The sequence below is a fragment of the Escherichia sp. WS3227_2 genome, from assembly GCF_046486495.1.
GTDB lineage: Bacteria > Pseudomonadota > Gammaproteobacteria > Enterobacterales > Enterobacteriaceae > Escherichia > Escherichia coli.
The window spans coordinates 70,192-96,909 of sequence record NZ_JBJQLG010000012.1 but is presented as its reverse complement, the minus strand read 5'-3'; the positions used below and the strand labels follow the sequence as shown (position 1 = coordinate 96,909).

The 26,718-nt window shown below is 52.3% G+C and carries 13 protein-coding genes; 10 read left to right on the top strand and 3 right to left on the bottom strand.

The annotated features are described in order from the left end of the window. Positions 1-502 precede the first annotated feature (502 nt). The 6 genes from ACJHXB_RS17425 to uhpT all read left to right on the top strand — a co-directional run bounded on the left by ACJHXB_RS17425 (position 503) and on the right by uhpT (position 7,887). A complete protein-coding gene (locus ACJHXB_RS17425) occupies positions 503-985 on the top strand; it encodes a hypothetical protein (protein WP_032159284.1) in 483 nt (160 codons plus the stop codon). A gap of 412 nt (positions 986-1,397) precedes the next feature. Then, on the top strand, positions 1,398-2,657 hold the full coding sequence (locus ACJHXB_RS17420) for a hypothetical protein (RefSeq protein WP_227467295.1): 1,260 nt from the start codon (positions 1,398-1,400) through the stop codon (positions 2,655-2,657). Positions 2,658-2,818: 161 nt separating this feature from the next. After that, a complete protein-coding gene (uhpA, locus tag ACJHXB_RS17415; protein WP_000633667.1) occupies positions 2,819-3,409 on the top strand; it encodes a transcriptional regulator UhpA in 591 nt (196 codons plus the stop codon). Further along, the gene (gene uhpB / locus ACJHXB_RS17410; protein WP_001469012.1) at positions 3,409-4,911 is read left to right on the top strand and encodes a signal transduction histidine-protein kinase/phosphatase UhpB; all 1,503 of its coding nucleotides are present in this window, start codon (positions 3,409-3,411) and stop codon (positions 4,909-4,911) included. The genes uhpA and uhpB overlap by 1 nt, the downstream gene beginning before the upstream one ends. Before the next feature lie 9 nt (positions 4,912-4,920). After that, positions 4,921-6,240, top strand: a complete 1,320-nt coding sequence (gene uhpC / locus ACJHXB_RS17405) for an MFS transporter family glucose-6-phosphate receptor UhpC (RefSeq protein WP_001301991.1) — start codon at positions 4,921-4,923, stop codon at positions 6,238-6,240. A 255-nt stretch (positions 6,241-6,495) separates the two neighbouring features. After that, positions 6,496-7,887: a hexose-6-phosphate:phosphate antiporter gene (uhpT, locus tag ACJHXB_RS17400; RefSeq protein ID WP_000879199.1), complete on the top strand. Its 1,392-nt coding sequence runs from the start codon at positions 6,496-6,498 to the stop codon at positions 7,885-7,887. Positions 7,888-7,933: 46 nt separating this feature from the next. On the opposite strand, the gene adeD is transcribed toward uhpT, so the two are convergent. Continuing rightward, complete coding sequence (gene adeD, locus ACJHXB_RS17395; RefSeq protein ID WP_001065729.1) at positions 7,934-9,700, bottom strand: adenine deaminase; 1,767 nt, start codon at positions 9,698-9,700, stop codon at positions 7,934-7,936. Positions 9,701-9,874: 174 nt separating this feature from the next. Between adeD and adeQ the strand changes: the two genes are divergently transcribed. Both adeQ and ACJHXB_RS17385 read left to right on the top strand, forming a co-directional pair. Continuing rightward, complete coding sequence (adeQ, locus tag ACJHXB_RS17390) at positions 9,875-11,209, top strand: adenine permease AdeQ (RefSeq protein ID WP_001586450.1); 1,335 nt, start codon at positions 9,875-9,877, stop codon at positions 11,207-11,209. A gap of 52 nt (positions 11,210-11,261) precedes the next feature. Continuing rightward, positions 11,262-11,714, top strand: a complete 453-nt coding sequence (locus tag ACJHXB_RS17385; RefSeq protein ID WP_001295241.1) for a DUF1198 domain-containing protein — start codon at positions 11,262-11,264, stop codon at positions 11,712-11,714. Between the two features lie 115 nt (positions 11,715-11,829). On the opposite strand, the gene ACJHXB_RS17380 is transcribed toward ACJHXB_RS17385, so the two are convergent. Together ACJHXB_RS17380 and ACJHXB_RS17375 are read right to left on the bottom strand one after the other, a co-directional pair. Beyond that, positions 11,830-12,153, bottom strand: a complete 324-nt coding sequence (locus ACJHXB_RS17380; RefSeq protein WP_410233520.1) for a helix-turn-helix domain-containing protein — start codon at positions 12,151-12,153, stop codon at positions 11,830-11,832. Then, positions 12,137-12,490, bottom strand: a complete 354-nt coding sequence (locus ACJHXB_RS17375; RefSeq protein ID WP_001309066.1) for a type II toxin-antitoxin system RelE/ParE family toxin — start codon at positions 12,488-12,490, stop codon at positions 12,137-12,139. The genes ACJHXB_RS17380 and ACJHXB_RS17375 overlap by 17 nt, the downstream gene beginning before the upstream one ends. 233 nt (positions 12,491-12,723) lie before the next feature. On the opposite strand from ACJHXB_RS17375, the gene nepI reads away from it, so the two are divergent. Continuing rightward, positions 12,724-13,908 (top strand): purine ribonucleoside efflux pump NepI, encoded by a 1,185-nt coding sequence (gene nepI, locus ACJHXB_RS17370; RefSeq protein WP_001288554.1) that lies wholly within the window; start codon positions 12,724-12,726, stop codon positions 13,906-13,908. 201 nt (positions 13,909-14,109) lie between these two features. Continuing rightward, positions 14,110-26,682 (top strand): inverse autotransporter adhesin IatC, encoded by a 12,573-nt coding sequence (iatC, locus tag ACJHXB_RS17365; protein ID WP_410233519.1) that lies wholly within the window; start codon positions 14,110-14,112, stop codon positions 26,680-26,682. Positions 26,683-26,718 lie beyond the last annotated feature (36 nt).

Below are 26,718 nucleotides of genomic sequence, written 5' to 3'. Positions count from 1 at the left end.
AGGTGATAAAGCCTTTAAAGTTATACAGTATGACGCCGGTGAAAAAAATACAAAAAAAACAGTAAAAGAAACATCATATTCTGGAGTGGCTGTGGCGACTATTATCAAGTCGCTGTCTGAAAAAACTGCTGCGTTAGAAACACATTCTGCTGATATGGTTTTGAGGAAAAAATTAGTTAATAGTATTGTTCTGATGAATGCGGATTGTAATTACGAAATGCCTGCAGAAATTTTGAGTAATACATATGATTTATTAAACCTGCGAATTCAAAAAGATGAGGGGCATTTACCTGTTCAGGAAAAAATTGATATTACTGAGAATTATTTACACTCTGTGACTATGGATGCTCATAGATGTATAAAAGAACAAACTAAACCAAGTGGTGCTGCAAAAATAACTTGCTGTGGTGTTGAGTTAAGTAAAGATATTCTTGAAATATTTGCAAGCAAAATTGAAATGATTGAAAAAGATCTAAGTTATAGTCAAAAGACACCTGAACAATTGGTTGCACAGGTTTGCTTTAATGATGATGAATGTGCTCGGGTAAGAGAATTATTAAAACAATCAAATGGTAATATTACGGATGATAAGATTGATGAAATAATCGCTTGCTTAGCCAGTCCTCAGGGGATTGCATGTTTTTATTATTCTTCCGCACAAGGCTATCAGACTTGCTTACAACATACATCTCAAGATGTTCGCGAGTTACTCTCAAAAAGTATTGATAGTTTCATTTCACCAACAGTGGATTTAAAAAAATCAGGAAATTCTTTTTTTGGGTCTGGAAAGTATCTTAATGAAATGGATTTTACTATAAATGGGTTTAGTCAGAAGATGTATGTGATGGCGGTTAATAAAATTGAAAATGAAGTTAAACTTCAGTGTGCTCGTTATTTCACTACCGGTATGGTCGACAAAGAAAACTCCAAAATAGATAAAGTCGCTTTTACATTTTCCGCTGCCGCAACAACTGCTGATTTATGATTTTTTCTTGATGAAGCGCGTTTATCATTAAGGTGAACGCGTATTGTTAACCGTCTGTGTGTAAACAGTCTTTTTGAAAAAATGAGCGATTTTTGATAGTGAATAAGTAGTGTTAGTGATGCAATTGCATTGGGAAAATCGTTCGGAAAATAAGCTCCAGTATTATTGCATTTTTCTTAACGAACTGGCACATGGAGGTCGCTTTATGACCAATTGTGGCGCTAATATTAATGCTTTGAATAATATCAAAGTTGTATATATGAATATTGAGAAAAACCATGAGGTTATTATGGGAACTTATAGCGTAACCACCAATCCAGTTAAACAGAGTGTTCTGTTTCACCAAAAACAGCAAAATTTAAATAAGAGTATTAAGCGTGATCTTAATGTAGATTTTTCTAACATTGACGTAATGAAAAAAAGTGGTCTGATTGACAATTGCAGAACAGTACCAACAGAACCCGTGAAGGTAAGCTTTAGAGAATCATTTGTAAATATATTAACTCATCTGCTGGAAATATTGCATCTTTATCGTTATGAGGTTAATTCTAAATTCATCCCTTATTTTCATGTTACACCTGAATCTCAGGATTCGAATAATAAAATATGGATTGCTGTAACGGGTTTAGATAGTTATGTCAAAATTGAACAACTCGGTAGTGACAGTTTTAAAGAAACCCAATTGTATCGTGAATATCATAAGAAAAAAAATGGTAAAACTGAAAGTATAAAGCATGAGGAAGTCAGGGTATTTTCAGGGCCTCACGCACAAGAGTTTTTGCAGCTCTTATCACAACATGATCAACAGGAAAGAGAACAACTCTCAGAATTAACAGTTGCTGCAAATACTCTTAAGCTGGAAGTTGCTAAAAATAACTATGACATGAAATACTCTTTTGATAGGCAAATCGAATGCCGAATGATAGAGCTTTTAAGGGAACAAAAAGATTTAATTCCAGAAAAGTATTTACATCAATCATCTATAAAAAACCTTAAGCTTCGTGAGGAAGAATTTAGCTCACTCCTTGCAGATGTAGAAAGACAAGTTCTGGAGGGAAGTTCATTTGTTTTATGTTGTGGTGAAAAAATAAACGGCACTATAAGTGAATTACTTCGCAAAAAAATTACAGATTCATCACATTCCACCAAATCTCTCACTCTCTCTGAATCTCCTTCTTATGATTTTTATGAGGAAATATTCAAGAAAGCTCTTTTCACACCTGATGAATGTCATCTGGTGAGAGATTCTTTAGTGCAGGATGGTATAAAGCCAGAAAAAATAGCAAAAATTATTTCTTGTTTATCCAGTCGTACCGGGATTGGAAATTTGTTTTATGCCTGTTCACAAGCATTTCATGTTGCTAATGATAACGCTGCACTTGATGTGCGTCGCGCCGCTACGTCTGTTGGCGATACAATAGATGTTTGTCCGAGTTTTGTTGCTTTGAATGGTAGAAATTACCATCAGCATGTCGATTTCTCAGAATACGGATTCACACAAACCCTTTGCGTCTTAGGAGCAGTCGTAAATAACGCGAATGACACCTTTGATGTTGCTAATTATATCTATACCACTAAAGGCGAAAATATTATCCATAACGACGCTGAAAATGATGTCCGCAATCTAAGGAGAAATATCTCAGGCAATATTACGATTGCAACCTACAAATAATTCGCTTTTTCTCAATAACACGCACCAAACGCTTACCTCTCTGGTAAGCGTTTTGACGATAAGCTCAACATCATTAAGCCAATACATACCCCATATCCAACTTGAACAACATCGCGCTTATCGTTAAGGTATGCGCGTTTTTTATCCGCCAGGACCCAATCATGATCACCGTTGCCCTTATAGACGATCACCTCATCGTCCGCTCCGGCTTTGCGCAGTTGCTGGGGCTGGAACCTGATTTGCAAGTAGTTGCCGAGTTTGGTTCGGGGCGCGAGGCGCTGGCGGGGCTGCCGGGGCGCGGTGTGCAGGTGTGTATTTGCGATATCTCCATGCCCGATATCTCCGGTCTGGAGCTGCTAAGCCAGCTGCCGAAAGGTATGGCGACGATTATGCTCTCCGTTCACGACAGTCCGGCGCTGGTTGAGCAGGCGCTTAACGCGGGGGCGCGCGGCTTTCTCTCCAAGCGTTGTAGCCCTGACGAACTGATTGCTGCGGTGCATACGGTTGCCACAGGCGGCTGTTATCTGACGCCGGATATTGCCATTAAACTGGCATCCGGTCGCCAGGACCCGCTAACCAAACGTGAACGCCAGGTGGCGGAAAAACTGGCGCAAGGAATGGCGGTGAAAGAGATTGCCGCCGAACTGGGCTTGTCACCGAAAACGGTACACGTCCATCGCGCCAATCTGATGGAAAAACTGGGCGTCAGTAACGACGTTGAACTGGCGCACCGTATGTTTGATGGCTGGTGATGAAGACGTTGTTCTCCCGCTTAATTACCGTTATTGCCTGCTTTTTTATCTTCTCTGCCGCATGGTTTTGCCTGTGGAGCATCAGCCTGCACCTGGTTGAGCGCCCTGATATGGCGGTGCTGTTATTTCCGTTTGGTCTGCGTCTGGGGCTAATGCTGCAATGCCCGCGCGGATACTGGCCGGTGCTGCTGGGCGCGGAGTGGCTGCTGATTTACTGGCTAACGCAGGCGGTCGGGTTAACCCATTTCTCCTTATTGATGATCGGTAGTTTACTGACGTTATTGCCCGTGGCGCTGATCTCGCGCTATCGCCATCAACGTGACTGGCGCACCCTGCTGTTACAGGGGGCAGCGCTGACGGCGGCGGCGTTGTTGCAGTCGCTGCCCTGGCTTTGGCACGGCAAAGAGTCGTGGAATGCGCTGTTGCTGACTTTAACTGGCGGCCTGACGCTGGCCCCGATATGTCTGGTGTTCTGGCACTATCTCGCCAATAACACCTGGCTGCCGCTCGGGCCGTCACTGGTTTCTCAGCCAATCAACTGGCGCGGGCGGCATCTGGTCTGGTACTTGCTGCTGTTTGTTATTAGTCTCTGGCTCCAGTTGGGATTGCCGGACGAACTGTCGCGCTTTACGCCATTCTGTCTGGCGCTGCCGATTATCGCGCTGGCCTGGCACTACGGCTGGCAAGGGGCGCTGATTGCGACGTTGATGAACGCCATCGCGCTGATCGCCAGTCAAACCTGGCGCGATCATTCGGTGGATTTATTGCTCTCGCTGCTGGTGCAAAGTCTGACAGGGCTGTTACTGGGCGCAGGCATCCAGCGGTTGCGTGAACTTAACCAGTCGCTGCAAAAGGAACTAGCGCGCAATCAGCATCTGGCTGAACGTTTGTTAGAAACTGAAGAGAGCGTGCGCCGCGACGTGGCGCGTGAGCTGCACGATGATATCGGCCAGACTATCACTGCCATTCGTACTCAGGCGGGCATTGTCCAGCGGCTGGCGGCAGATAACGCCAGTGTGAAGCAGAGCGGGCAGCTCATCGAACAACTGTCGCTGGGCGTTTACGACGCGGTGCGCCGTTTGTTAGGGCGGTTACGTCCGCGCCAGTTGGATGATCTCACCCTGGAGCAGGCCATCCGCTCACTAATGCGGGAAATGGAGCTGGAAGGGCGCGGCATTGTCAGCCATCTCGAATGGCGAATCGATGAATCAGCGTTAAGCGAAAACCAGCGCGTGACGCTGTTTCGTGTCTGCCAGGAAGGGCTGAACAACATTGTGAAACATGCTGATGCCAGCGCGGTCACCCTGCAAGGCTGGCAGCAGGATGAACGGTTGATGCTGGTGATTGAAGACGATGGCAGCGGTTTGCCGCCGGGTTCCGGGCAACAAGGTTTTGGCCTCACCGGAATGCGCGAGCGCGTAACGGCGCTGGGCGGCACATTGACCATTTCCTGCCTGCATGGCACGCGTGTCAGCGTTTCTCTACCTCAACGCTATGTCTAAGGTTTGATGATGTTGCCGTTTCTGAAAGCGCCTGCCGATGCGCCATTAATGACTGATAAACATGAAATTGATGCCCGCTATCGCTACTGGCGTCGGCATATTCTGCTGACCATCTGGCTGGGTTACGCGCTGTTTTACTTCACGCGGAAAAGTTTTAACGCCGCTGTACCAGAAATCCTTGCTAATGGCGTGCTCAGCCGTAGCGATATCGGCCTGTTAGCGACCCTGTTTTACATTACCTACGGCGTGTCGAAGTTTGTCTCCGGCATTGTCAGCGACCGCTCAAATGCCCGTTATTTTATGGGGATAGGGCTTATCGCCACGGGCATCATCAACATTCTGTTTGGCTTCTCGACGTCGCTATGGGCGTTTGCCGTACTTTGGGTGCTGAACGCCTTTTTCCAGGGCTGGGGTTCACCGGTGTGTGCGCGTCTGTTAACGGCCTGGTATTCTCGTACCGAGCGCGGCGGTTGGTGGGCATTATGGAACACGGCGCATAACGTCGGCGGCGCACTCATTCCCATTGTGATGGCAGCGGCTGCACTGCATTACGGCTGGCGTGCCGGAATGATGATTGCGGGTTGTATGGCGATAGTCGTGGGGATTTTTCTCTGCTGGCGGCTGCGCGATCGCCCGCAGGCGTTAGGTTTACCTGCGGTTGGTGAATGGCGGCACGATGCGCTGGAGATTGCTCAACAACAAGAAGGGGCAGGGCTGACGCGTAAAGAGATCCTCACCAAGTATGTGTTGTTGAATCCGTATATCTGGCTGCTTTCGTTTTGCTATGTGCTGGTCTATGTGGTTCGGGCGGCGATCAACGACTGGGGCAATTTGTATATGTCCGAGACGCTGGGCGTCGATCTGGTCACGGCGAATACAGCAGTGACGATGTTTGAACTGGGCGGATTTATCGGTGCGCTGGTAGCGGGTTGGGGCTCGGACAAACTGTTTAACGGCAACCGCGGGCCGATGAATTTGATTTTCGCTGCCGGAATTTTGCTTTCAGTCGGCTCGCTGTGGCTGATGCCATTTGCCAGCTACGTGATGCAGGCAACCTGCTTCTTCACCATTGGTTTTTTTGTCTTTGGCCCGCAGATGTTAATCGGCATGGCGGCGGCAGAGTGTTCCCACAAAGAGGCGGCAGGGGCGGCGACGGGGTTTGTCGGCTTGTTTGCTTATCTGGGGGCGTCGCTTGCTGGTTGGCCGCTGGCGAAAGTGCTCGATACCTGGCACTGGAGCGGATTTTTTGTGGTTATCGCCATTGCCGCCGGGATTTCCGCACTGCTGTTACTGCCCTTTTTGAACGCCCAGACACCGCGCGAAGCGTGATGCATCTCACCTTTTCACTTCATATCCGGCAAAACTAAGAAATTTTCCAGGTTTTGCCTGGACGCTATCTCAGGCCTGATTTGCTGCTGATTTTTACAATGCCATCATTCATTAATTCTTTCCCAAAATAATTCAAGTTGCAGGAACGCAGCAAACGCGTGAGTCCCGGGAGCATAGTGAACTATGTGACCGGGAGGAATGCGTGCAGCTAAGGCACCTGCGGCTTGAAGTATGAAGGGAAATCAGGAGTAACCCATGCTGGCTTTCTTAAACCAGGTTCGCAAGCCGACCCTGGACCTTCCGCTCGAAGTGCGGCGCAAAATGTGGTTCAAACCGTTCATGCAATCCTACCTGGTGGTCTTTATCGGCTACCTGACGATGTACCTGATTCGCAAGAACTTTAACATCGCGCAGAACGACATGATCTCGACCTACGGGTTGAGCATGACGCAGCTGGGGATGATCGGCCTGGGTTTCTCCATCACTTATGGCGTGGGTAAAACGCTGGTTTCCTACTACGCCGACGGCAAAAATACCAAACAATTCCTGCCGTTCATGCTGATCCTGTCTGCCATTTGTATGCTGGGCTTCAGTGCCAGTATGGGCAGCGGCTCGGTTAGCCTGTTCCTGATGATTGCCTTCTACGCCTTAAGCGGCTTTTTCCAGAGCACCGGCGGTTCGTGCAGTTACTCCACCATCACCAAATGGACGCCGCGTCGTAAGCGCGGGACCTTCCTCGGTTTCTGGAACATTTCTCACAACCTTGGCGGTGCAGGCGCAGCTGGTGTGGCACTGTTCGGCGCAAATTACCTGTTCGATGGTCATGTCATCGGCATGTTTATTTTCCCGTCGATTATCGCGCTGATTGTCGGTTTTATCGGCCTGCGTTACGGCAGCGACTCCCCGGAATCTTATGGCCTCGGCAAAGCTGAAGAGCTGTTTGGCGAGGAGATCAGTGAAGAGGATAAAGAGACAGAATCTACCGATATGACCAAGTGGCAGATCTTTGTTGAGTATGTGCTGAAAAACAAAGTGATCTGGCTGCTGTGCTTCGCCAACATTTTCCTCTATGTGGTGCGTATTGGTATCGACCAGTGGTCAACCGTGTATGCGTTCCAGGAACTGAAACTCTCTAAAGCGGTGGCGATTCAGGGCTTTACGCTGTTTGAAGCTGGTGCGCTGGTCGGTACGCTGCTGTGGGGCTGGCTCTCTGACCTGGCGAACGGTCGCCGTGGCCTGGTGGCCTGCATCGCGCTGGCGCTGATTATCGCCACGCTCGGTGTGTATCAACATGCCAGCAATCAATATATCTATCTGGCTTCTCTCTTTGCGTTGGGTTTCCTGGTCTTTGGCCCGCAATTGTTGATTGGTGTGGCTGCTGTTGGCTTTGTACCTAAAAAAGCGATTGGCGCTGCCGATGGTATTAAAGGCACCTTCGCTTACCTGATTGGCGACAGCTTTGCCAAGTTAGGTCTGGGAATGATTGCCGATGGGACGCCGGTATTCGGCCTTACCGGCTGGGCAGGCACCTTCGCCGCACTTGATATCGCCGCGATTGGTTGTATTTGCCTGATGGCGATAGTGGCGGTGATGGAAGAACGCAAAATCCGCCGCGAGAAAAAAATTCAGCAGTTGACAGTGGCATAAACGTAACTGGTGACTTTTGCCCGGCATGACGCCGGGCTTTTTTTTATTATTCCGTGACTTCCAGCGTAGTGAAGGCAAACTTCTCGCCATCAAATAGCCCCTGACTGGTTAGTTTCAGCGCGGGGATCACTGGCAGAGAAAGAAACGCCATCTGAATAAACGGCTCATCGGGTAACGGACCGCATTCACGGGCGGCAGCTTTCAAGGCGTCAATTTGCTCCGCCAGTGACTGCGCCGTGTCGGTGCTCATCAGCCCGGCAATGGGCAACGGCAGATGACTCTGTACCTGGCCGTTACGGACCACGCACAACCCACCGCCATCCTGAATCACCTGATTGACCGCCAGCGCCATCTCTTCGGCACTGCGACCGATCACCACAATATTATGGCTGTCATGGCTGACCGTCGCAGCCAGCGCGCCTTCATTCAGACCAAAGCCGCCGAGCAAACCACAAGCCGGAGCCAGACGTTGCCCGTAACGCTCAAGTACGGCAATAAAGCACACATCATCGCGATCAAAACCATTTTCGCTGTAGACGCTGGAGTGGGAGTGCGTAATCAATTCGTTATGGATGACGTCAATGACCCGATAGCGTTTTCCGGGCGTAAATTGCAGGGCAAAGTCGCTGGCGGAAACTGGCTGGCGGGCAATGGTATTGCCATACGGGGGAGCGGATTGTGCCAGTCTCGCCGACTCTTCCGCCTGTAAGGTTTGCGCATCAATCGGCTCGCCTTTCACCAGTACCTGCTGCACCGTGACCTTACGCGCATCGCTCAACAGGACGATATCGGCCTGCTTGCCGGGTGCCAGTAAGCCGAGGTGATTCAGACCAAAATGGCGCGCCGTCGACCAGCTGGCGACGCGATATGCCACATGCAGCGGCACATTGTGTTGTTCGATCAGGCGGCGAATTAAGGCATCGATGTGTCCTTCATGGGCGATTTCCCACGGGTTACGGTCATCGGTACAGAGCATGCATTGCGGGCTGTTAAATTCGTTGATCAACGGTGCCAGCGCGTTGAGATTGCGGGCAGCGGACCCTTCGCGGATCATCAACGACATACCGAGTTGTAATTTCCGGCGTCCTTCTTCCAGCTGATAACTTTCGTGGCAGTTTTCAATACCCGCAGCAATATAGGCGTTAAGTGCTTTACCACCCAAACCCGGGCAGTGACCGTCCAGCGTCAGGTGGCGAAATGCATCCAGTTTATCGAGCAGCGCATTCTGCCCGCTAATTACGCCAGGGTAGTCCATCATTTCTGCAAGGCCGGTAACCTGCGGATGGTCCCGCCAGGCGAGCATCTGTTCAAGGGTAAAACTGGCACCATTAACATCGCAGCCTTCCAGGGCGGGTACGCAAGAGCTGACCTGTAAGTACTGGTTTTGTCTTGCCTGTTCGGCACAGCGGGCAAACCAGGCGAATCCGGCTTCGCCCATCACGTTGACGATTTCATGAGGGTCGCAAATAACGGTCGTCAGGCCACGCGGCAGGGTAGCGGTTTCAAAGGTGACCGGCGTCATCATGCTGGATTCAATATGCAGGTGAGCATCAATAAACCCTGGCACCGCCGTTGCGCCGTGGGCATCAATCCGCTGCAAAGCCGGAGCATCAGTGTATTCTGCGCCAACACCGGCAATGTAACGCCCTTTAATCACAATTGGGCCGGAAATTTCTCCGCCATTGATCAGGTCGAGAATAGAGACATTATCAATAATATAATCGGCAACAGCCTCGCCACGGGAAACGGCTAACAATTCCTGGTATTCCGCCCGGCTAATGTGATGAAATTTATGGTTAATAGAATTATTCATATTTTTCTCATTTTGATTTTATCAATTTGATTATTATTTATCATAAAGAAACGTCGCGAGATTATTAAAGAATATCCATTAATGTGCAATTGAAATGTGATAATTATCACTGAACCGTTGTTGTCATTTGTTTTACAAAAGCAAGGGATTAAATCTCCTCCAATGGACAAAAAAATGAATAATGACAATACCGATTACGTGAGTAATGAATCAGGGACGCTTTCGCGATTATTTAAACTACCTCAGCATGGGACCACCGTCCGCACAGAATTGATTGCGGGGATGACCACTTTTTTAACCATGGTGTACATCGTTTTTGTGAACCCGCAAATCCTCGGCGCGGCACAAATGGACCCGAAAGTGGTGTTTGTTACCACCTGTTTGATTGCCGGTATCGGCAGTATTGCGATGGGGATATTTGCTAACTTACCCGTGGCGCTGGCTCCAGCAATGGGGCTGAACGCCTTCTTTGCGTTCGTGGTCGTGGGGGCGATGGGTATCTCCTGGCAGACCGGGATGGGCGCGATATTCTGGGGCGCAATTGGGCTATTTTTGCTCACGCTATTTCGTATCCGGTACTGGATGATCTCCAACATTCCATTAAGTTTACGTATTGGTATCACCAGCGGAATCGGATTATTTATCGCCTTAATGGGATTAAAAAATACTGGCGTTATTGTCGCCAATAAAGACACCCTGGTGATGATTGGCGATTTAAGTTCTCACGGCGTGTTGTTAGGTATTTTAGGGTTTTTTATTATAACCGTGTTGTCATCACGTCATTTTCATGCCGCGGTGCTTGTTTCTATTGTGGTGACGTCTTGCTGTGGCTTATTTTTCGGTGATGTTCATTTTAGCGGTGTCTATTCCATTCCGCCTGATATTAGCGGCGTCATTGGTGAAGTAGATTTGAGCGGCGCGTTAACACTTGAACTCGCCGGTATCATTTTCTCCTTTATGCTGATCAACCTATTTGATTCATCAGGAACATTAATTGGTGTAACTGATAAAGCTGGCTTAATAGATAGTAACGGTCAATTCCCCAATATGAATAAGGCGCTGTATGTTGATAGCGTCAGTTCGGTGGCAGGCGCATTTATTGGTACCTCATCTGTTACTGCCTATATTGAAAGTACTTCTGGTGTGGCGGTCGGTGGTCGCACGGGGCTGACGGCTGTCGTGGTCGGCGTTATGTTCCTGTTAGTTATGTTCTTCTCACCGCTGGTGGCGATGGTTCCTCCTTACGCAACCGCCGGAGCGTTAATCTTTGTTGGCGTGCTGATGACTTCGAGCCTGGCGCGCGTTAACTGGGATGATTTTACCGAATCGGTGCCCGCATTTATTACCACGGTGATGATGCCCTTTACTTTCTCGATCACCGAAGGGATTGCACTCGGCTTTATGTCGTACTGCATCATGAAAGTGTGCACCGGGCGCTGGCGCGATCTGAACCTGTGTGTGGTGGTGGTCGCAGCTCTGTTTGCACTGAAGATTATTCTGGTGGATTAGTAACTGGCGAGGGTTTCCAGATATCATGAGTTCTGATTACGCAGGAGAACTCATGATCTGGATAATGCTCGCCACGCTGGCGGTAGTGTTTGTGGTTGGTTTTCGGGTGCTGACATCCGGGGCCAGAAAAGCGATTCGCCGTCTCAGCGATCGGCTGAATATCGATGTCGTACCCGTGGAGTCGATGGTCGATCAAATGGGAAAGTCAGCCGGTGACGAATTTTTACGTTATTTGCATCGTCCGGATGAGTCGCACCTGCAAAACGCCGCGCAGGTGTTGCTCATCTGGCAAATTGTCATTGTCGATGGTAGCGAACAGAACCTGCTGCAATGGCATCGGATTTTACAAAAAGCCCGTCTTGCCGCTCCCATTACCGATGCTCAGGTCAGGCTGGCGCTGGGTTTTCTGCGCGAAACCGAACCTGAAATGCAGGATATTAATGCTTTTCAGATGCGCTATAACGCGTTCTTTCAGCCTGCCGAGGGCGTTCACTGGTTGCATTAAAACCGCTTCGTCTTATCAGCCTACAGACCGCGCCTGACCTGTAGGGTGGATAAGGCGTTCATGCCGCATCCGGTATCGGAACTGACAGTAGGTGAACGCATTATCTACGTTCTATTTACAGCAGCACCTCCAGCCCGTGTTTTTGCACAATGCTGAGCAGTTTTAATGAAATGCCATTGGGGCGTTTAGCGCCACTTTCCCATTTTTGTACAGTTGAAACGCTGGTATTGAGATAGTGAGCGAAGACGGGCTGACTCACTTTTAATTTTTCCCGCAGTGCTTTTATCTCAACAGGTTGTAAGTCTTGCACGCTGGTCAGGCAGGCTTTGTCAAAAGTACGCATCGTTTCGGCAGAAATAGCATTGACGCTGGACAATCCAGCCGCTGCGCTGTGAATAGCCTCAAATGCAGGACTATTAAATTTAGTTTTTGCAGTCATAGCAGATCTCTGTCAGTTCTTTAGTGTTAATCATTGCTGTTAGTTGGGCTTTCGTCAGGAAGGCATAATGCTTTGCAAGTTCACGAAACCCAGCCAGTTCCTGACTATTGATGTTCGACATATCCTGTTTTGCATATAAAAACGTGTAAAACCAATTGCTTCCCCCTTTCGCCAGAATAATTGCACGCTCACGATTTTTGTGAAGGCGCTTTTTAAAAAAGCCACCGCCAAGTGCATCAGCTTTACCTTGTTCTGTTTCTAAAATGGCCCGGCACAACTCTTCATCTGTTATTGCATGAGACCTGGCTTCCCTTGCAAACCATTTGGTTTTAAACACGCGTATATCGTTGAGGTCCTGTTATTAAAGTATATCACCAAGTGCAATACTTTATCCCTTGTTCCCAACACAATCGCGAAAATACATATCACCTTGCCCTATGATTTTTATTTCTTCGAGCAGCCTCGAGCTTTTCCCACAACACCGTAAAAGTTGCAAAAACGTTAAATGCGTCACACATTTCAATGTTAAAGTGGTCGGCTTTTCCCCTGAAACATGCCACGGGTAACACCATGAGTGAATTTATTGCCGAAAACCGCGGCGCGGATGCCATCACCCGACCGAACTGGTCAGCCGTTTTCTCGGTGGCGTTTTGCGTCGCCTGTCTGATTATCGTTGAGTTTTTGCCTGTCAGTTTGTTGACGCCAATGGCCCAGGATTTAGGCATTTCGGAAGGGGTTGCCGGGCAATCGGTGACCGTGACCGCCTTTGTGGCAATGTTTGCCAGTTTGTTTATTACCCAGACAATTCAGGCCACTGACCGCCGCTACGTTGTTATTTTGTTTGCCGTTTTGCTGACGCTCTCCTGTTTGCTGGTTTCCTTTGCCAACTCATTCAGTTTGCTTTTAATCGGTCGTGCCTGTCTGGGGTTGGCGCTGGGCGGGTTTTGGGCGATGTCGGCGTCGCTGACCATGCGTCTGGTACCGCCGCGTACGGTGCCGAAGGCGCTGTCGGTGATCTTCGGCGCGGTTTCTATTGCGCTGGTGATTGCCGCACCGTTGGGCAGTTTTTTAGGCGAGCTTATCGGTTGGCGCAATGTCTTTAATGCGGCGGCGGTGATGGGCGTGCTGTGTATTTTCTGGATTATCAAATCATTGCCTTCGCTGCCAGGCGAACCCTCGCATCAGAAACAAAATACTTTCCGCTTATTACAACGTCCGGGTGTGATGGCAGGGATGCTCGCCATCTTCATGTCTTTCGCCGGGCAGTTTGCTTTCTTCACGTATATTCGCCCGGTGTATATGAACCTGGCGGGATTCGGCGTGGATGGCTTAACGCTGGTGCTGTTGAGTTTTGGTATCGCCAGCTTTATTGGTACGTCGCTTTCGTCGTTCATTCTTAAACGTTCGGTAAAACTGGCCTTAGCAGGCGCGCCATTAATACTGGCTGTGAGTGCGTTGGTGCTGACGTTGTGGGGAAGCGATAAAATCGTTGCTACCGGCGTGGCGATTATCTGGGGGCTAACTTTTGCATTGGTTCCTGTCGGCTGGTCAACGTGGATCACCCGCTCACTGGCCGATCAGGCAGAAAAAGCCGGGTCTATTCAGGTGGCGGTTATTCAGCTTGCTAATACCTGTGGCGCGGCAATCGGCGGTTATGCGCTGGATAATATTGGTCTGACTTCGCCGTTGATGTTGTCTGGCACATTGATGTTGCTGACGGCGTTATTGGTCACCGCAAAGGTGAAAATGAAGTAACGTATTTACAGGAGGGGTTACTGCTCTGGCGGGAAGCTCTCCTGTTCTTCCTCCTGATAATCCTTGATCAGGTATTGTTCTTATCTTGTTGTTATTTCCATTATTCCGCCTGTATTCATCATTTGCTAATCATGAATCATCATTTTCCCTCATGTTAAAGAAAGGTCATTTAATCCGAACGCATAGCGACAGGGATGACAAATGGCAGGGAAAGTGCATGGGAATGGCGATCGTCGGGGCGATAACACCATATGTGGATTGGGGGATCGTTTACGTCGTCTGACCGCCGGTATTTGCCTGATAACACAAACTATTTTCCCTGTTATGGCTGCTGCCCCTACGCATATTAATCCTGCGCACTCGGATACTGCCGCGTCACTGATCCTGCCGAAAGTTAAAACTATTCCATATACCCTGGGTGCGTTGGAATCGCCACCAACGGTCGCGGCACGCTTTGGTATCACCGTTGATGAATTACGTCGCCTGAATCAGTTCCGTACCTTTGCGCGGGGCTTTGACAATGTGCGTCAGGGCGATGAAATAGATGTGCCCCTCATTAACAGTAACAGCCCTGAAGCGCGCAACCTGAAAGCAATGCAGATGGAGCGCGATGGCAAAGATCCGCAAATGCAGGTCGCGGAAGTGGCGCAGCAAAGCGGAACACTTTTAGCGCGCGATATGGACAGCGAACAGGCTGCAAGTATGGCGCGTGGCTGGGTGGCTTCTTCTGCCTCTGCGCAGGCAACGGACTGGCTCAGCCGTTGGGGAACTGCCCGGGTATCTCTTGGTGTGGATGAAGATTTCAGCCTTAAAAGCTCGTCATTTGAATTTCTCCATCCCTGGTACGAAACGCCGGATAACCTGGTCTTCAGCCAGCACACACTTCACCGTACGGATGATCGCACTCAAACCAACCACGGTATCGGCTGGCGTTATTTCACATCGAGCTGGATGTCTGGCGTCAATATGTTTATCGATCATGACCTGACCCGCTATCACACCCGAACCGGGATGGGCGTTGAATACTGGCGCGATTACCTGAAACTGAGCGGCAACGGTTATCTGCGCCTCAGTAACTGGCGTAGTGCACCGGAACTCGACAATGACTATGAAGCACGTCCGGCGAACGGGTGGGATCTTCGCGCCGAAGGCTGGTTACCGGCCTGGCCGCAGCTGGGCGGCAAGCTGGTCTATGAACAATATTATGGCGATGAAGTGGCGCTGTTTGGTAAAGACGAGCGACAAAATGATCCTCACGCGATTACCGCAGGTTTGAGTTACACCCCCGTTCCCCTGATCTCCTTTAGTGCCGAGCAACGGCAGGGCAAACAGGGAGAAAACGACACCCGAATTGGTATGGAGTTGACGTTGCAACCCGGTCATTCACTGCAAAAACAGCTCGATCCGGCTGAAGTTGCAGCACGACGCAGCCTTGTGGGCAGTCGCTATGACCTGGTCGATCGTAATAACAATATTGTCCTCGAATATCGCAAGAAAGAGCTGGTGCGGCTGACGCTGACCGATCCGTTGAAAGGCAAGCCGGGTGAGGTTAAATCGCTGGTTTCTTCCTTGCAAACCAAATATGCGCTGAAAGGTTATGACATTGAAGCCGCCTCCCTGCAATCAGCGGGCGGAAAAGTAGCTGTTTCCGGCAAGGATATTCAGGTCACCATTCCTCCCTACCGATTCACGGCAATGCCTGAAACCGACAACACTTACCCGATAGCGGTTACAGCGGAAGATTCGAAAGGAAATTTCTCCCGGCGTGAAGAAAGTATGGTGGTCGTGGAAAAACCCACACTAAGCCTCGCCGATTCAACGCTTTCTGTCGATCTGCAAATCCTGCTTGCTGATGGAAAATCAACCTCAACGCTGACCTATACCGCGCGAGATTCCAGCGGCAAGCCGATCCCCGGTATGACGTTAAAAACACAGGCAAAAGGTTTGCAGGATTTCGCCTTAAGCGAATGGAAAGACAACGGTAACGGAACCTATACCCAAATAGTTACCGCCGGGAAGACGTCTGGCGCGTTATCGCTGATGCCGCAATTTAACGGCGACAATGTTGCTAAGACGCCGGCGCTGATTGCTATCGTGGCGAATACAGCATCCCGCGCTGACTCCACGATTGAGACAGACCAGGATAATTACGTCGCGGGTAAGCCGATAGTCGTTAAAGTGACCCTGAGAGATGATAACGGCAACGGGGTTACCGGAAGAAAAGAACTTCTTAAACAAGCCGTTAAAGTAGACAACACGAAGGCTGATGCCGTTAGTGCCTGGACGGAAGAAAGTGAGGGAATTTATAAAGCAAGCTATACGGCCCATCTTATTGGCGACAAATTAACGGCCCAGCTGACGATGCCCGGCTGGAAAACCAAACATTCGGATGCGTTCAGTATTGCGGGTGATAAAGATACCGCCAAAATCGCTGCGATGCAGATCACCGCGAATAACGCAGTTGCCAGACGCGATCACAATACCGTCGCTGTGACGGTCAGGGATGTGCATCAAAATTTACTGCAGGGACAAAATGTTACCTTCACGGTCGTGAATGGTGCGGCGGTTTTTGCCGATCCAAATGGCGGTATTGTGACGACAGATAAAGACGGGATTGCCAGCATTAACCTTGCCAGTGACCAGGCGGTAAACAGTCTTATCAAGGCCGAGATCAATGGCAGTAGTCAGTCTGTGGAAGTGAGCTTTATCACTGGCGATATCTCGCAGCTGACCTCCACCATCAAAACGGACGATGTGACATACACCGCGGGTGGCCAGATAAAAGTGTCCGTCACCCTTATGGATGAGCAGAAAAACCTGGTGAAAGGGATGGCTTCGCTGCTGGCGGGTAGCGGTGTGGTCGAGGTGAGCGGTACAGATAAAAATGAAACGGGTAACTGGAGCGAAGAGTCTGACGGCGTTTACACCACCACCCGAACCGCGAAGATTGCTGGCGATCGCCATTACGCCACGCTGAAACTATCGACATGGAGTAGCGCGCAGCAATCCGATGCGTATGCCATCCGCGAAAGCGGAGCTGTGCTGGCTTATTCCTCCATCGTTACCGACAAAACGGCCTACACCGCGGGCGGTGCGATAAAAGTTACGGTGACACTCAAGGATAGCTATGAAAACCTGGTCGGGGGGCAACGATACGCTATCAACCAGGCTATCCAGCTGCCAAATACAAAAGCGGAAAGCATCGCCTGGAATGAAGATCAAAAAGGAATTTATACCGCAACGTATACCGCATTACTCCCTGGCACCGGTTTAAAAGCACAGCTACAGATGTCCGGCTGGGCGAGCGCTTTGACTTCAAATGATTACAGTATTAGTGGCGATGCCGCCAGCGCACAAATTGTCGCGATGCAAGTGACAACGGGTAACCCGGATGTGCTGGCGAATGGCAGCGATCGACATACGGTGAATGTCCGGGTGGAAGATCAGTTTGGCAATGTGCTGCCGGAGCAGACCGTCACCTTTACGGTGACGAAGGGGGCGGCTGTATTTGCCAATGCAGGGCAGAGCGCAGATATCAGGACGGATGCGCATGGCATGGCAGAGGTTGATCTGAGCAGTACCGTAGCGGATGCCAGCACTGTTGAGGCTAAGGTTAATCAAAGCAGCGATAGTAAAACGGTGAACTTTGTTGCTGATGTTAGCACGGCGCAGGTCGCGGAGCTGGTGGTCATTAAGGATGGTTCAGAGGCGGACGGTTCGACGGCGAACACGCTGCGGGTGAAGGTCACCGATGCGTTCGGTAATACGCTTGCCGGGCAGACGGTCAGCGTGTTGGCAGGCAACGGTGCCACGACTGCTCCGACAGTCACTACGCAGCCGGATGGCACGGTGGAGATCTCTGTCACCAGCCAGACGGCCGGAACCAGTGCGGTCACTGCCAGCATCAACACCAGCAGCCAGAGCCGGGATGTGACATTTATCGCAGATGTCGGGACGGCGAAGATCGCTGATCTGGTGGTCATTAAGGATGGTTCAGAGGCGGACGGTTCGACGGCGAACACGCTGCGGGTGAGGGTGACGGATGCGTTCGGGAACACGCTAGCCGGGCAGACGGTCAGCGTGTTGGCGGACAACGGCGCAACGACAGCCCCAACGGTCATCACAGAGCCGGACGGGACGTTGGAGATCTCAGTCACCAGCCAGACGGCGGGAGTCAGTGCAGTCACTGCAACCATCAACAGCAGTACTCAGAGTCAGAACGTGACATTTATCGCCGATGTCAGGACGGCGAAGATCGCGGATCTGGTGGTCATTAAGGATGGTTCAGAGGCGGACGGTTCGACGGCGAACACGCTGCGGGCGAGGGTCACCGATGCGTTCGGTAATGCACTTGCCGGACAGACGGTCAGCGTGTTGGCGGACAACGGCGCAACGGTTGCTTCGACCGTCACCACAGAGCCGGACGGCACGGTGGAGATCAGTGTCACCAGCCAGACGGCAGGCACCAGTGCGGTCACTGCCAGCATTAACAACAGCACCCTGAGTCAGAACGTGACATTTATCGCCGATGTCAGGACGGCGAAGATCGCAGACCTGGTGGTCATTAAGGACGACTCAGTGGCAGACGGTGCAATGGCGAATATGCTGCGGGCGAGGGTCACCGATGCGTTCGGTAATGCGCTTGCCGGACAGACGGTCAGCGTGTTGGCAGGCAACGGTGCCACGACTGCTCCGACGGTCACCACGCAGCCGGACGGCACGGTGGAGATCTCTGTCACCAGCCAGACCGCCGGAACCAGTGCGGTCACCGCCAGCATCAACAACAGCAGCCAGAGCCGGAACGTGACGTTTATTGCCGATGTCAGCACGGCGAAGATCGCGGACCTGGTGGTCATTAAGGACGACTCAGTGGCAGACGGCGCAATGGCGAATACGCTGCAGGTGAAGGTGACCGATGCGTTCGGGAATACACTTGCCGGGCAGACGGTCAGCGTGACGGCAGGCAACGGCGCAACGGTTGCTCCGGTGGTCACCACGCAGCCGGACGGCACGGTGGAAATCAGTGTCACCAGCCAGACGGCGGGAGTCAGTGCAGTCACTGCAACCATCAACAGCAGTACTCAGAGTCAGAACGTGACATTTATCGCCGATGTCAAGACGGCGAAGATCGCGGATCTGGTGGTCATTAAGGACGACTCAGTGGCAGACGGTGCAATGGCGAACACGCTGCGGGTGAAGGTCACCGATGCGTTCGGTAATGCGCTTGCCGGACAGACGGTCAGCGTGTTGGCAGGCAACGGTGCCACGACTGCTCCGACGGTCACCACGCAGCCGGACGGCACGGTGGAGATCTCTGTCACCAGCCAGACGGCAGGCACCAGTGCGGTCACTGCCAGCATCAACAGCAGCAGCCTGAGCCGGAACGTGACGTTTGTTGCCGATGTCAGGACGGCGAAGATCGCGAGTCTGGAGGTGACGCAGGATAACTCAGTGGCTGACGGCGCAATGGCGAACACGCTGCGGGTGAAGGTCACCGATGCGTTCGGGAATGCGCTGAATGGACAGACGGTCAGCGTGATGGCGGACAACGGCGCAACGGTTGCCCCGACGGTGATCACCGAGCCGGACGGCACGGTGGAAATCAGTGTCACCAGCCAGACGGCGGGAGTCAGTGCAGTCACTGCAACCATCAACAGCAGTAGCCAGAGTCAGAACGTGATATTTATCGCCGATGTCAGCACGGCGAAGATCGCTGATCTGGTGGTCATTAAGGATGGTTCAGAGGCGGACGGTTCGACGGCGAACACGCTGCGGGTGAGGGTGACCGATGCGTTCGGGAACACACTAGCCGGGCAGACGGTCAGCGTGTTGGCGGATAACGGCGCAACGGTCACTCCGACTGTCATCACAGGGCAGGACGGCACAGTGGAGATCAGTGTCACCAGTCAGACGGCGGGCACCAGTGCGGTCACTGCAACCATCAACAGCAGCAGCCAGAGCCGGGATGTGACGTTTGTTGCCGATGTCAGGACGGCGAAGATCGCTGATCTGGTGGTCATTAAGGACGACTCAGTGGCTGACGGTGCAATGGCGAATATGCTGCGGGCGAGGGTCACCGATGCATTCGGGAATGCGCTGAATGGACAGACGGTCAGCGTGACGGCAGACAACAGCGCAACGGTGTCTCCGACGGTCACTACAGAGCCGGACGGCACGGCGGAGATCTCTGTCACCAGCCAGACCGCCGGAATCAGTGCGGTCACTGCAACCATCAACAACAGCACCGCGAGCCAGAACGTGATGTTTATCGCCGATGTCAGGACGGCGAAGATCGCGGACCTGGTGGTCATTAAGGACGACTCAGTGGCAGACGGTGCAATGGCGAATATGCTGCGGGTGAAGGTCACCGATGCATTCGGTAATGCGCTTACCGGTCAGACGGTCAGCGTGATGGCAGGCAACGGCGCAACGGTTGCCCCAACGGTGATTACAGAGCCGGACGGCACGGCGGAGATCAGTGTCACCAGCCAGACGGCGGGAGTCAGTGCAGTCACTGCCAGTATCAACAACAGCACCCTGAGCCGGGACGTGACGTTTATTGCGGATGTCAGGACGGCGCAGATCGCGGACCTGGTGGTCATTAAGGACGGCTCAGTGGCAGACGGTTCGACGGCGAACACGCTGCGGGCGAGGGTCACGGATGCGTTCGGTAATACGCTTGCCGGGCAGACGGTCAGCGTGATGGCAGGCAACGGTGCCACGACTGCTCCGACGGTCACCACGCAGCCGGACGGCACGGTGGAGATCTCTGTCACCAGCCAGACCGCCGGAACCAGTGCGGTCACCGCCAGCATCAACAACAGCAGCCAGAGCCGGGACGTGACGTTTATCGCCGATGTCAGGACGGCGCAGATTGCGGTGCTGGAAGTGACGCAGGATAACGCCGTGGCTGACGGCGCAATGGCGAATACGCTGCGGGCGAGGGTGACCGATGCGTTCGGTAATACGCTTGCCGGGCAGACGGTCAGCGTGATGGCAGGCAACGGCGCAACGGTCGCTCCGACTGTCATCACAGGGCAGGACGGGACGGTGGAAATCAGTGTCACCAGCCAGACGGCGGGCACCAGTGCGGTCACCGCCAGCATCAACAGCAGTACCGCGAGCCGGAACGTCACGTTTATCGCCGATGTCAGGACGGCGCAGATCGCGGATCTGGTGGTCATTAAGGACGACTCAGTGGCAGACGGTGCAATGGCGAATATGCTGCGGGCGAGGGTCACCGATGCGTTCGGTAATGCGCTTGCCGGACAGACGGTCAGCGTGATGGCAGGCAACGGTGCCACGACTGCTCCGACGGTCACCACGCAGCCGGACGGCACGGTGGAGATCAGTGTCACCAGTCAGACCGCCGGAATCAGTGCGGTCACCGTCAGCATCAACAACAGCACCCTGAGCCAGAACGTGACATTTATCGCTGATGTCAGGACGGCGCAGATCGCGGATCTGGTGGTCATTAAGGATGGTTCAGAGGCGGACGGTTTGACGGCGAACACGCTACGGGCGAGGGTGACCGATGCGTTCGGTAATGCGCTTGCCGGGCAGACGGTCAGCGTGACGGCAGGCAACGGCGCAACGGTTGCTCCGACGGTGATTACAGAGCTGGACGGTATGGTGGAGATCAGTGTCACCAGCCAGACGGCGGGCACCAGTACAGTCACTGCCGGTATCAACAACAGCAGTCAGAGCCGGAACGTGACATTTGTCGCCGATGTCAGGACGGCGCAGATCGCGGATCTGGTCGTTAGCCAGGATAACGCCGTGGCTGACGGCGCAATGGCGAACACGCTGCGGGCGAGGGTGACCGATGCGTTCGGTAATACGCTTGCCGGGCAGACGGTCAGCGTGACGGCAGGCAACGGCGCAACGGTTGCTCCGACGGTGATTACAGAGCCGGACGGTATGGTGGAGATCAGTGTCACCAGCCAGACGGCGGGCACCAGTACAGTCACTGCCGGTATCAACAACAGCAGTCAGAGCCGGAACGTGACATTTGTCGCCGATGTCAGGACGGCGCAGATCGCGGATCTGGTCGTTAGCCAGGATAACGCCGTGGCTGACGGCGCAATGGCGAACACGCTGCGGGTGAAGGTCACCGATGCGTTCGGTAATGTGCTTGCCGGGCAGACGGTCAGCGTGTTGGCAGGCAACGGTGCCACGACTGCTCCGACGGTCACCACGCAGCCGGACGGGACGGCGGAGATCTCTGTCACCAGCCAGACCGCCGGAATCAGTGCGGTCACTGCCAGTATCAACAACAGCACCGCGAGCCAGAACGTGATGTTTATCGCCGATGTCAGGACGGCGAAGATCGCGGATCTGGTGGTTATTAAGGATGGTTCAGAGGCGGACGGTTCGACGGCGAACACGCTGCGGGCGAGGGTGACCGATGCATTCGGTAATACGCTGGGCGGGCAGACGGTCAGCGTGTTGGCGGATAACGGCGCAACGGTCGCTTCGACGATGACCACTCAGCCGGATGGCACGGTGGAGATCAGTGTCACCAGCCAGACGGCGGGCACCAGTACAGTCACTGCAACCATCAACAACAGCACCCTGAGTCAGAACGTGATGTTTATCGCCGATGTCAGCACGGCGCAGATCGCGAGTCTGGAGGTGACGCAGGATAACTCAGTGGCTGACGGCGCAATGGCGAACATGCTGCGGGCGAGGGTGACCGATGCGTTCGGTAATGCGCTTGCCGGACAGACGGTCAGCGTGATGGCAGGCAACGGTGCCACGACTGCTCCGACGGTCACCACGCAGCCGGACGGCACGGTGGAGATCTCTGTCACCAGCCAGACGGCGGGGATCAGTACAGTCACCGCAACCATCAACAGCAGCAGTCAGAGCCGGGATGTGACATTTATCGCCGATGTCAGGACGGCGCAGATCGCGGATCTAGAGGTCACCCGGGATAACTCAGTGGCAGACGGCGCAATGGCGAATATGCTGCGGGCGAGGGTGACGGATGCGTTCGGTAATGCGCTTGGCGGGCAGACGGTCAGCGTGTTGGCGGACAACGGCGTAACGACTGCCCCGACGGTGATCACCGAGCAGGACGGCACGGTGGAGATCAGTGTCACCAGCCAGACGGCGGGCACCAGTGCCGTCACCGCCAGTATCAACAGCAGTACCGCGAGCCGGAACGTGACGTTTATCGCCGATGTCAGGACGGCGCAGATCGCGAGTCTGGAGGTGACGCAGGATAACGCCGTGGCTGACGGCGCAATGGCGAACACGCTGCGGGTGAGGGTCACCGATGCGTTCGGTAATACGCTTGCCGGGCAGACGGTCAGCGTGATGGCGGACAACGGTGCAGCGGTCGCTCCGACGGTCACCACGCATCCGGACGGCACGGTGGAGATCTCTGTCACCAGTCAGACGGCGGGAGTCAGTACAGTCACTGCCAGCATCAACAGCAGCAGTCAGAGCCGGGATGTGACATTTATCGCCGATGCCAGCACGGCGCAGATCGCGGACCTGGTGGTTATTAAGGATGGTTCAGAGGCAGACGGTTCGACGGCGAACACGCTGCAGGTGAAGGTCACCGATGCGTTCGGGAATGCGCTGAATGGGCAGACGGTCAGCGTGTTGGCAGACAACGGTGCAACGGTCGCTTTGACGGAAACCACAAAGCCGGACGGCACGGCGGAAATCAGTGTTACCAGTCAGACGGCGGGAGTTAGCGCAGTCACCGTCAGCATCAACAGCAGCAGTCAGAGCCGGGATGTGACATTTATCGCCGATATCAGGACGGCGAAGATCGCTGATGTGGAGGTAATTAAGGATGGTTCAGAGGCGGACGGTTCGACGGCGAACACGCTGCGGGTGAAGGTCACCGATGCGTTCGGTAATACGCTTGCCGGGCAGACGGTCAGCGTGACAGCAGGCAATGGCGCAACGGTCGCTCCGACGGTCACCACGCAGCCGGACGGCACGGTGGAAATCTCTATCACCAGTCAGACCGCCGGAGCCAGTACAGTCACCGCCAGCATCAACAACAGCAGCCAGAGCCGGGATGTGACGTTTATCGCCGATGTCAGGACGGCGCAGATCGCGAGTCTGGAGGTGACGCAGGATAACGCCGTGGCTGACGGCGCAATGGCGAACACGCTGCGGGTGAGGGTCACCGATGCGTTCGGTAATGCGCTTGCCGGCCAGACGGTCAGCGTGATGGCGGACAACGGTGCAGCGGTCGCTTCGACGATGACCACAAAGCCGGACGGCACGGTGGAGATCAGTGTCACCAGTCAGACCGCCGGAATCAGTGCGGTCACCGTCAGCATCAATAACAGCACCCTGAGCCAGAACGTGACATTTATCGCTGATGTCAGGACGGCGAAGATCGCGGATCTGGTGGTCATTAAGGATGGTTCAGAGGCGGACGGTTCGACGGCGAACACGCTGCGGGCGAGGGTGACCGATGCGTTCGGTAATACGCTTGCCGGGCAGACGGTCAGCGTGACGGCAGGCAACGGCGCAACGGTTGCCCCGACGGTCACCACGCAGCCGGACGGCACGGTGGAGATCATTGTCACCAGTCAGACGGCAGGCACCAGTACAGTCACCGCCAGCATCAACAACAGCAGCCAGAGCCAGAACGTCACCTTTGTACCTGGTGATGCATCGCAGCTCACTTCATCCGTTGAAACAAATAAGTCGAACTATACGGTTGGAGAGACAATCACCATCACGGTAACGCTCCGGGATGCGTTCGATAATCTGGTAACCGGTGCAGCTTCACAGTTAGCCGCTAATGGTGTGCTGACGGTGGCTGGCACCGACCCGTCAGAAACGGGAAGCTGGGTTGAATCAGGTGGCGTGTATACCACAACCCGTATGGCGACGATTGCCAGTACCAATCAGCACGCCAACCTGCAATTGCAGACGTGGAGTGATGGTGTAACGTCAGATCGCTATGACATACAGTCCGGTTCTCCGGCGCAAGCCACATCAACTATCGCTACGGATAAAAACGCCTACACCGCTGGTGACACTATAACCGTCGCTGTGACGCTGAAAGACGCGCACGGTAACCTGGTTGAAGGGGGCGAGTCCTTATTGTCTGGTGATAACGTAACAGTAGAAGGAGCCGTACGTTCAGGAGGATGGTCTGAAACTGCCGGTGTTTATACTGCTACATGGTCGGCGCAAATGGCGGGAGACTCTCACCACGCGACGCTGAAGTTGTCTGAATGGGGCAGCAGTAAACAATCAGAGAGTTATTCCATCCACAGAGGTGCTCCGGTGCAGGCAAATTCTGCTATCAGGACAGATAAATTGGCATATATCGCTGGGGAGCCATTAACCGTCACAATAACGTTGCGGGATGAGTTTGGTAACCCTGCTTTAGGGCTGACATCAGAAGTCATCGAGTCTTATATCGATAATTTCGCGGTAGGTGGCGCAACTCCCGATTCTCTGCAGTGGGTCGAGCAGAATAATGGTGAATATACCATTGTCTGGACAGCATGGGTTGCCGAGGAAAATCTGGTTGCCAGTCTGAAATTAAAAACATGGGGAACGGAGATTAAGTCCTCATTATACGGGATACAACCAGGTGCGGCGGCAAAATCTCAATCCACGATAGTCACGGACAAAACGAAATATATCGCTGGGGATAGCATAACGGTGACCGTTGTTCTTAAAGATGCCCAGGGTAACTTTATTACTGATGGTGTCGTTCAGCTTAATGAGGAAAACGTACAAGTCAGGAACGCTGATTCTATTCAAGGCAATAATTGGATATACAATGGCAATGGGCAATATCAAAGACAGTATATGGCACATTTTGCGGAAGCGAATTTGAATGCGCAACTGAAGATGGCGGGTTGGGTCGATGCCAATTATTCAAAAAGCTACACTATTAACAGAGGTGAAGTAAGTAAGTTTCGTTCACAGCTTCGTATACACGAACTTTTAGTGGTAGCTGGGGCGGATATACCTGTCAGTGTTTTATTAGCTGATGAATTTGGCAATCCTGTGAATGACGGTCTGGATTTGCTGACAGATGATGCAGTGTACTTACAAAATGTGGAAAAGAAACATTGGTCCAGTTGGACATTTGTAGGTGATGGCAGATATGAGCGTACCTATATGGCCTACAAAGAAGGAGAAAACTTAAACTCATATCTACATATTAATGGTTGGTATGTAGACGGGCAACCGTCTTATACCATCCTTCCTTTTGTGGAAGTCGAGTCGCTGAGTGTTAATGGTGCAAAATTCAGGGCGGCAGATGGTTTTCCAAAAACAGGGTTTGATGGTGCTAAATTTACACTGATATTAACCCACAATATGAAAAACACGGATTATAATTGGACCAGCGGTATACAGGGTATTCAGGTCGATAGTAATGGCATGGTGACTTTAGAATATATTCTAAAGAACGAAATTACTATTACAGGAACGCCGAAAAGCAATAAAGGGAATAAAGTCACATATAGATTCTCACTGCAGAAATGGTTTTTACCCCAAGGAGATTTTCAGGAAGCATGGAGTGTAATTAATTCATATTGTAGTGATAGGGGCTATAGATTACCGTCTAGTACGGATATAGTGGGGAGTGCAACTAGCGGTGCTGTCCCGCGAAAAGTAGGTTCGTTATGGGGTGAATATGGTAATCTGACTTCTTATGACGGAATATTTCGCTCAGAACATTATTGGCTCGACAGCGGTATGATATTTTATCCAGGAGATGGTCATCTCTCGATAGCGTCACGTTCATCCGCATTGTGTTTGCAAGAGTTCTGATGTTACTTATATTTTTGCCCTGCATATGCAGGGCAA